The sequence below is a fragment of the Microbispora sp. NPDC049633 genome (genome assembly GCF_040675265.1).
Lineage (GTDB): Bacteria > Actinomycetota > Actinomycetes > Streptosporangiales > Streptosporangiaceae > Microbispora > Microbispora maris.
On sequence record NZ_JBFAOO010000311.1, the window covers coordinates 1 to 5,843 of the forward strand.

At 74.6% G+C, this 5,843-nt stretch carries 4 protein-coding genes; 3 read left to right on the forward strand and 1 reads right to left on the reverse strand.

All coding sequences use genetic code 11. From position 1 onward, the window contains the following. Positions 1-2,170, forward strand: a 2,170-nt coding sequence (locus AB0J39_RS37720) for a sensor histidine kinase (protein WP_363473732.1), incomplete at its 5' end; no start/stop codon positions are given. Here AB0J39_RS37720 and AB0J39_RS37725 read toward each other — a convergent pair. Then, entirely contained in the window at positions 2,171-3,133 is a 963-nt protein-coding gene (locus tag AB0J39_RS37725; protein ID WP_363473734.1) for a DUF5937 family protein, read from the reverse strand. It abuts the gene before it with no gap. Between the two features lie 75 nt (positions 3,134-3,208). On the opposite strand from AB0J39_RS37725, the gene AB0J39_RS37730 reads away from it, so the two are divergent. After that, positions 3,209-4,414, forward strand: coding sequence for an MFS transporter (locus tag AB0J39_RS37730; protein WP_363473736.1), 1,206 nt, complete (start codon positions 3,209-3,211; stop codon positions 4,412-4,414). Between the two features lie 51 nt (positions 4,415-4,465). Next, the coding region (locus tag AB0J39_RS37735; protein WP_363473738.1) for a sensor histidine kinase at positions 4,466-5,843 on the forward strand (1,378 nt) is incomplete at its 3' end.

A 5,843-nucleotide genomic window follows, 5' to 3' on the forward strand; every position in this document is an offset into this window, starting at 1 on the left:
CGTGACCCTTCCCCGGGGCGGCGCCGCGCCCGGCCGGGGGCCGGAGACCGGCGCAGAGACCGGCCCAGAGACCCGCGCAGAGGGCGACTCGGAGACCGGCGCAGGGGCCGGCGCAGAGGATGGCGCCGCGCACCCGCGCGCCGTCGACCGGCTGCGGCGGCTGCGCGCGCTCGACTGGCCGGGCCGGGTGCGGACGCTCGGGCCCACCGTCGCGGTGGCGATCGCCGGCGTGGCGATCTGCCTGGAACTGGCCGACATCTGGGTGACCGCCCAGCTGCCGGACTCCCCCCTCACCCCGCTGCCGTTCGCGCCCGAGGACATCGCGGGCACCACGTTCCCGATCTTCGGGGCGCTGCTGGTGATCTCGCGGCCCCGGCTGCTGCTCGGATGGCTGCTGTGCCTGGGCGGTCTGGGCTCGGCCGCCAACATCCTCGCCGCCAACCTGGCCGCCCTGCTCGTCCAGGACGGCGGTCATCCACTGGTCCACCCGCTCTGGGTCTTCGCCGACGGCGTGTGGAACCTCACGACGTACGCGCTCGGGGTGCTGCTGCCGCTGCTGTATCCCACCGGGCGGATCCTGTCCAAGCGGTGGTGCGTGCCGGGGGGCGTGACCGCCACCGCCCTCGCCCTCGACTGGCTGTGCTCGCTGATCGCCCCGTCGAGCGTGCGCACCGGGTACAACGCGCTGGAGGTCGCGGTCTTCGCGCCGTACTACCAGGGCACCCGGCAGGTGCTGCACACGGTCGTCGCGGTGGGCATGGCGCTGGCGTTCTCCTCGCTCGTCGTCCGCTTCAACCGGGCGGACGGGATCGAGCGCCGCCAGATCCTGTGGCCGCTCGTGGCCATGGCCGGGGTGGTGGTCCCCTGGGTGATCGGCCCTCCGGTCTGGTGGACGGCCTCGCTCACCCTCCCCCTGGTGCCGGCCGCGATCGCGGTCGCCGTGCTGCGCTACCGGCTTTACGGGATCGACACGCTGATCAGCAGGACCCTGGTCGGCGCGGGCCTGGTCGGCGTCGTGGCCGCCGTCTACGTGCTCGTCGGGGCGGGCTCCAGCCTGATCCTGTCCGGCGTCGACAGGTTCGCCGGCCTGGCCGCGGCCCTGTTCGCCGGGGCGTTCTTCCACCCCATCCGCAACGTGCTGCAGCGCCTCGTCGACCGCGCGCTTTACGGCACGGGCGGCGACCCGCTCGCGCTCGCCGCCGGGCTGCGGCGGCGGTTGCAGCACGCCGACCCCGCGCACGCCCTGCTGGCCGCCCTGGAGGTGCTGCGCGAGGGCCTGTCGGTCACGGGCATCACGGTGGAGATCGACGGGAACGTCACGACGAGCGGCCGGCCCGGGCCGGTGGCACGGGAGATACCCCTGGTCTGGCACGGCGAGCCGGTCGGCCGCCTGCTGATCGGCCCGCCGGGCGGGCGCCGCTTCCCCGCCGCCCACGACGAGCGCGTGATCGCGGTGCTCGCGCCGTACGTCGCCGACGCCGCCCACACGGTGTCGCTCACCACCGCGCTGCAGCGCTCCCGCGAGCGCATCCTGACGGCGCGGGAGGAGGAGCGGCGGCGGCTGCGCCGCGACCTGCACGACGGGCTCGGGCAGACGCTGGCCTCGATGGCGATGGCGATCAACATGGCGCGCCACACTTTGGAACGGGCCCCGGACACGGCCGACGCCCTGCTCCGGGACCTGCGGGAAGGCATGAACGACGTCACCGCCGACGTCCGCCAGCTCGTGTACGGCCTGCGTCCCCCCGCCCTCGACGACCTCGGCCTGGCGGGAGCCGTACGGGCCCTGGCGGAGGAGGCGCGTCCCGGGCTGGCGGCCGGTGAGGAGTCGGTGGCCGAGGTCGAGGTGACCGGGGACATGTCGGGACTGCCCGCCGCCGTGGAGGTGGCGGCCTACCGCATCGTCCAGGAGGCGCTGACGAACGTGCGCAAGCACGCGCGGGCCCGGCGCGTGCGGGTGGTCCTGCACCGGAACGGCGAGCTGCGGGTGACCGTGGCCGACGACGGCGTGGGGCTCCCGCCCGGCCGCAGGTCGGGCGTGGGGACGAGCTCGATGACCGAGCGGGCGGCCGAGCTGGGCGGCACCTGCGCCGTCACCTCGGAACACGGCCGCGGGACGACGGTCACGGCCCGGCTGCCCGCCGTACCCGCCCTGCCGGACCCGAAGTGATCAGCAGACCGCGGCGAGCGACTCGCCGACCGGGGTCCGCCGGTAGAGCACCTCGCGGCCGAGCCGCCGCCGCATCACCAGGCCCGCGTCGGACAGCACGGCGAGGTGCTGGCTGACCGCGCCCGGCGTGAGGCCGAGCCGCCGGGCGAGCCCGGTGGTCGAGCCGGGCTCGGCCAGCGCGGTGAGCACCTGCGCCCGGGTGCGGCCGATGAGCGCGGACAGCGCCTCGGGGGTGCAGGGCGTGCCGTCCGACCACAGCGTCCCGACGCCCCGCGCCGGATAGCACAGCATCGGCCGGTACGGCTCGTACATCACCGAGACGTCCGGCCAGGCGAAGGCGCTCGGCACGAGGACGAGGCCGTGCCCGCCGAGGTCGCCGTCGTAGGCGCAGCTCTTGGCCGTGACGAGCCGGTCTCCGTGCCAGGCGACGGCCGGGTGCAGGTCGGCGAACAGTTCCCGCACTCCCCCGGCCGCCAGCGTGCGGGCCCGCCACATGACGTCGGCCTCGAGCAGCGCGCGGATCCTGGGCCAGAACTCCTCGAACACGACCGTCCAGTACTCCGTCAGCCGGTCGGCCACCCGCCGCACGCCCTGCGCCGGGTCGTCGGTGAACCGCCGCAGCGCCGCGGGGTCGGACGTCTGCACCCAGGCCGCCTCCTCGTACGCCGTGCCGGGCGGTGTGCCGCGCACCCGCTCCAGTTCGGCGGCGAAGTCCGGGAACGGCGTGTCGGGCGGCGGGGTGAGGAAGTCGGGCATGTAGCCGCTCACCGGGACCAGCGCGAACAGGTCGGTCAGATCCACCTCGCGCAAGCGCGGCCGTACGGCCCGCAGCCACGGCAGATGCAGCGAGTGGCGGCCGGGCGCGCGCAGCACCCGGAGACTGGCCACCAACTCCCACATCGGGGAGAACGCGAAGCGCAGCCGCGCCACGTCGTCGGGCGTGAAACGCCACTCCACCGGCACGGCCGCTCCCCCTATGTTTCAGCCAGGGCTAAAAGATTGGCACGGCCCGGCCCTGGTGTCCAAGAGTGGACGTCCGTGACCACTGTGATCGACAGGACCGGCTTCATCCAGTCGAAGGTCGGCGGCCTGCCCCGACCGTTCTGGGTGCTGTTCGGCGGAACGTTCGTCAACCGGCTCGGCACGATGGTGGAGCCGTTCATCGGCATCTACCTCACCCAGGCCCGCGGCGTCTCCCTCGCCACCACCGGGCTGGTCATGACGATGTTCGGCGTGGGGTCCCTGCTGTCGCAGCCGGTCGCAGGATGGCTGGCCGACCGCCTCGGGCGCCGGGTCACACTGACGGGCGGCATGGTCGCCACGGCCGTCACCATGGTCGCGCTCGGCTACACCACCAGCGTGCCGGGGCTCGTCGCGGGCATGTTCGTGCTGGGCATCGTGGTGGACGCCTACCGCCCGGCCTCGCAGGCGATCGTCGCCGACCTGGTGCCGCCGGAGGACCGGCCGCGGGCGTTCGGGCTGCTGTTCTGGGCCATCAACCTCGGCTTCTCCGTCGCCATGGTGGCGGGCGGGTGGCTCGCCCACTCGGGCTTCACCGTGCTGTTCTGGGTGGACGCCGTGACCTGCCTGATCTTCGGGCTTCTCGTATGGCGGGCGATCCCGGAGACCCGCCCGGCCCGCGAGGACGCGCTGCCCGGCCGGTTCGCCGACGTGCTGCGCGACCGGCTCATGCTGGTCTTCGTGCTGGGCAACCTGGCGTACTCGCTGGTCTACCTGCAGGGCTACAGCACGCTGCCGCTCGCCATGACCGGCCAGGGGCTGCCCGCGAGCGCGTACGGCATGGCGATGGCGGTCAACGGCCTGCTGATCGTGGTCGTCCAGCCGCTCACCAACGCGTGGCTGGCCCGGTTCGATCCGTCCAAGGTCCTCGCGTCCGGGTTCGCGCTCGTCGGCGTCGGATTCGCGGTGACCTCACTGGCGTCGTCGGCGGCCGGGCACGCGGCGGCCGTGGCCGTCTGGACGCTCGGCGAGGTGCTCACGGCCGGGATCCCTGGGGCGATCGTCGCGACGCTCGCGCCACCCCACCTGCGCGGGCGCTACTCGGGCCTGTACGGCCTGTCCTGGTCGGCCGGAACCCTGCTCGCACCCCTGGTGGGCACCCGGCTGCTGGCCGACGCCCCCGGCCTGGTGTGGCCCCTGTTCGGCGGCCTCGGCCTGCTCGCGGCGGCGGGCCAGCTCCTCATCGGCCGCGCCGTCCGCCGCCGCTCCGCGCCGGCGACGTAGGTCCGCTTCCCTGGTCAGGAAAGAACGGGACGGGACATAATCCCTTTCAGGATGGACGAGAACCCCCCAGCCTTTCCCGCGCGGGCGGTGGCCTGGGCGATGGCGGCCGCGGCACTGCTCCTGACCCTCCTGGGAGTGCTGGTCCAGGTCGGGCTCCCCGGGGAGTGGCAGCCGAAGCCCCCGCTCACGCCGGACTTCGGCGTCGCGCTCACGTTCCCCGTCACGGGGGCTTTCCTGGTGTCCCAGCGGCCCCGGCTCAGCCTCGCGTGGCTGATCTGCGCGGGTGGACTGCTCGGCTCGGGGAACGTCGCCTTCACCGCGCTCTCCTTCCACTGGGCCTGGCAGGGCGAGATGGGGGCGGCCAACGCGGGCCGCGTGATCGCCGTCGTGTGCTGGGCGGCGGCGGGGCTCATGCTGGCGATCCTCCTCCCGCTCTGCTCGCCCACGGGCCGGCTCCCCTCGCGCCGCTGGCTCTGGGTGGTCGTGCTGGGCGCCGCCGCCACGACCACCGAGGTCGTCCTGGCCCTGCTGCGGCCCGACCCCGCCCGCGCGGCGTACGCCTGGCCGGAGGTGATCCACAACCCGCTGGAGGTCAGGGCCCTCGTCCCCTACTACACGGCGGCGTGGACGGTCCTCGACTACACGGTCCGGGTCTGCGTGGTCGCCGCGTTCGCCTCGCTCGTGCTGCGGCTGCGGCGCGCCGACCCCGTGACGCGGCGGCAGATCGCCTGGCCCCTCACCGCCTTCGCCGGGTACGTCGCGATGTACCTCATGGGCGAGTCGTGGTGGGTGCCCGCCACGCTGTGGACGGCGCTCATCCCGTTCGCGATCCTGTTCGCGGCGCTGCGCTACCGGCTGTACGGCATCGACACGGTGATCAGCCGGACCTTCGTCACCGCCGGGCTCCTCGGCGTGATCAGCGCCGTCTACTTCGGCGCGGGGGCGGTCTCCAGCCTGGTCGTCTCCGGGTACCACCAGGTGGCCGGGCTCGCGGCGGCGCTGTTCGCGGGCGGGTTCTTCCAGCCGCTGCGCCGCGCCCTGCTGCGCGTGGCCGACCGCGCGCTGTACGGCAGGGTGGGCGATCCCGCGCTGCTCGCCGAGCGGCTGACGCAGGAGGTGCGGCGGGCCGACCCCGCCGACGCGCTGGCGTCGGTGGTGACGGTCGTGCGCGAGGGCCTGGCCGTGGAGGGGGTCGCCGTCGAGATCGCCGACGGCAGGCCCCGCTACGTGGAGAGCGGCCATGTCGGGCCGTCGCCGCGCGAGGTGCCGCTGGTCTGGCACGGCGAGCCGGTGGGCCGGCTGCTCCTCGGCCCGCCGGGTGCCCGGCGGTTCGCCGCCGCCCACGACGAGCGGGTGCTCGGCACGCTGCTGCCCTACGTGGCCGACGTCGCCCACGCCGTACGGATGGCCGCCGACCTCCAGCGCTCGC